Below are 3150 nucleotides of genomic sequence, written 5' to 3' on the forward strand. Positions count from 1 at the left end.
GGCTCCCGCCGGGAGCCCGCCGCTCGCACCGTTGCTAGTTGCCCGAGGCGTAGAGGACCTTGATCTCCGCCGCGGACAGGGCCCGGTCGTACAGGTGCACCTGGTCGACAGTGCCGTCCAGGTAGTCGACCGGGTTGCCGCCGAACTTGCCGCGGCCGATCACCGTGTTGCCGGTCGGGGCCGCCTGCGGCAGGCACGCCCCGGTCCGGCCGGCGAGCTCGCCGTCGACGTAGAGCCGCAGCTCACCGCGCACGGAGTCGCGGACGCCGGTCAGGTGGTACCAGCGGCCGACCTCCGGCTTGACCGGCCCGAGGGCCCGGACGCCCGCGAAGCTCATCGCGAACCGCTGGTCGGCGCCGGAGTACTGCAGGAAGAAGTCGCTGACACTGGCGCCGTCCTGACTGACGATCGTCTGGAACGCGCCGTCGGCCTTGTCGAGCTTCACCCACGCGGAGGCGGTGTAGTCCGACGCCGTGTTCAGCACCGGCGCGCCGGTGTCGACGAACTGGCTGGAGCCGTTGAGCTCGACGCCCTGGCCCTTCTTGGCGTCCACATAGCCGGGGTCACCGACCAGAGTGGCGTCGTGGTCGCCCGCGGCGTCCTCGGCGTTGCCGTCCAGCGGGTAGAACGCGACGCCGGTCAGCCCGGGCGTGCCCGGACCCGGCTGCGGGGTGTCACCCGGGGTGCCGTCGGCCTTGGCGATGATCTCCCGGTTGATCGCGCGGACCTGCCGGAAGTCCATCTTGGCGACCTGCCGGTCGTAGGTCCAGAAGCCGTTGAGCTCGCCTTCGACATCGGTGATCTGGGTGTAGATCGCGGCGCTGATCCCGCACGAGCGCGCCGAGGTGAGCACGGCCCGCTGGTTCTCCACGTACTTGCGGGTCAGGGTGGCCGAGTCCGGCTCCATCTCGTACGCCTGACCGTCGCCGAACCACATGTGGTTGGAGGTCTTCAGCCCGAAACCGCCGTGCTCGCCGTCGATCGACACCCGGTTGTCGTCCGGCGCCGGGGAGGCCGGGCCGAGGTACTGGTGGAAGTCGATGACGTCGCCGCGGCCGGAGTCGCCCTTGGAGTTGCAGCAGTTCACGCCGCTGTGCGCGTTGACCAGCCGGCTCGGGTCCTGCTTCTTGACGTCGTCGGCGATGCGGCCGGTGGCGGTGCGGTCCCACTCGCCCCAGCCCTCGTTGAACGGCACCCAGGCGATCACCGAGGTCCAGCTGCGGTGCTCGCGGACCATCTCGTGCAGCTCGGCCTCGAACTGGTCGCGCCACTCCGGCGGGATCGGTCCGGTGTTGGCCGCCGGCATGTCCTGCCAGACCAGCAGGCCCAGCCTGTCGGCCCAGTAGAACCAGCGGTCGGGCTCGACCTTGATGTGCTTGCGGACGGCGTTGAAGCCCATCTCCTTGTGCTGCTGGAGGTCGAACTTGAGCCCGGCGTCGGTGGGCGCGGTGTTCAGGCCGTCGGGCCAGAAGCCCTGGTCGAGGGTGGCCATGTTGAACAGGATCTTGCCGTTGAGGGCGATCCGCAGCTTGCCGTCGGCGCCCTTCTTGGTGCCGATCGCGCGCATGCCGAAGTACGACTTGACGGTGTCGACGGTCCGGCGCCCGTTCAGCAGCGTGACCTCGAGGTCGTACAGGTACGGGTTGTCGGGCGACCACAGCTTGGCCTTGGGGACGGGCAGGCTCAGCTCCGTACCGGTGGCTCCGGTGACCTTGCCGACCACCTTGCCGCCGGCCTTCGCGACGGCCTGGACCGTCAGTCCCTCACCGCGCACGGTCTCGGCGGTCAGCTTGAGCGCCGAGGCCGCCAGGTCCGGCGTGGTGACCAGCCCGGTGATGCTGGAGTCGGCGACCGGCTCCATCCAGACCGTGCGCCAGATGCCCGAGCTGCCCTGGTAGAAGATGCCGCGGTCGGAGACCCGGCGCTGCTTGCCGATGGGCTGGCCGGTGGCGTCGGTGAGGTCCTCGGCCCAGACGATGAGTTCCTGCGGGCCGGTCCCCTTGAGCGCGGCGGTGACGTCCACGTCGAACTTGTCGTAGCCGCCGCGGTGGGTGGCCACCTCGGTGCCGTTCACCCAGACTTTGGCGTCGTAGTCGACCGCGCCGAAGTGCAGCACCAGCCGCTGTCCCTGCCCGACCTGCCAGCCGGCGGGCACGGTGAACGTGCGGCGGTAGAACATCCGGTCCTCGTGACGCTGGATGCCGGACAGCGCCGACTCGATCGGGTACGGCACCAGCACCCGCTCCCCCAGCTCCTGACCGACCGGCGGGGCCTGGCCGGGCGCCGCCTTGCCGAACTGCCAGACGCCGTTGAGGTTCTGCCACTTGCTGCGGACCAGTTGCGGGCGGGGGTATTCGGGCAGGGCGTTCTGCGGGCCGACCTGGGCGGTCCACGGGGTGGCGATCGGCGGGATGCCCTTGTGCCACTGCGGTTCGGCGGCTGCGGCGGGGGCGGCGCCGGCGGCACCCGCGGTGCCGATGGCGAGAAGGGTGACGGCGGCGGCGGTGACGGCCCGCCGCGCTGTCCGGGGTGTGGTCATGCGCTGTGGTCCTCTCGGTGGGAAAGAACACGGGCAGCACCGATCCGCACTCGGCCGTCGCGTTCGGACAGACGGCAAGCGCTTGGCGGGACCACCCAGTAGTAAACACAGTTCAACAAGATTGCTCAGAGTCCGTCAAGGCTTGGATGGAAGAAGCTCGATGGTCGTGCCCGCTGGGGCAACCCGTTCAGACTGATGTGCGACGATGCCGCGGTGCCTCAATCGATCTTGGAAGTGATCGCGCTGGACGCCGCGGACGCGCGGGCGGCAGAGACCGGCGGCGCCGACCGGATCGAGCTGGTCGCCGACATGCGCCGGCAGGGCCTCACCCCGCCGGTCGCGACCTTCGCGGCGGTGCGGGCGGCGGTCGACCTCCCGGTCCGGGTCATGCTGCGGGCCGAGGACGGGTACGCGCTGAGCGACCCCGGCGCCCTGGTCGAGGCGGCCACCGGCCTGCGCGCCGCCGGTGCCGACGAATTCGTCCTGGGTTTCCTCGACGCGCGCGCCGCGGTGGACCTGGCCGCCGTCGAGGCGGTGCTCGGCGCCATCGAGGGCTGCCGGTGGACCTTCCACCGCGCGCTGGACCACACCACCGACCGGCCGGCCGCCCG

At 70.9% G+C, this 3150-nt stretch carries 2 protein-coding genes; one reads left to right on the forward strand and one right to left on the reverse strand.

Translation table 11 applies throughout. The features are described 5' to 3' along the window. Nucleotides 1-34 precede the first annotated feature (34 nt). Nucleotides 35-2539, reverse strand: coding sequence for a LamG-like jellyroll fold domain-containing protein (locus AB0C29_RS40700; protein WP_360832366.1), 2505 nt, complete (start codon nucleotides 2537-2539; stop codon nucleotides 35-37). Between the two features lie 213 nt (nucleotides 2540-2752). Here AB0C29_RS40700 and AB0C29_RS40705 point away from each other — a divergent pair. Then, a partial coding sequence (locus AB0C29_RS40705) for a copper homeostasis protein CutC (RefSeq protein WP_360832369.1) occupies nucleotides 2753-3150 on the forward strand: 398 nt, incomplete at its 3' end.

Origin of the sequence: Actinoplanes sp. NPDC048791 (assembly GCF_040650095.1) — a bacterium.
Taxonomy (GTDB): domain Bacteria; phylum Actinomycetota; class Actinomycetes; order Mycobacteriales; family Micromonosporaceae; genus Actinoplanes.

Coding starts and splice junctions, on each gene's coding strand:
- AB0C29_RS40700 (WP_360832366.1), bottom strand. CDS start 2,539: ATGACCACACCCCGGACAGCGCGGCGGGCCGTCACCGCCGCCGCCGTC.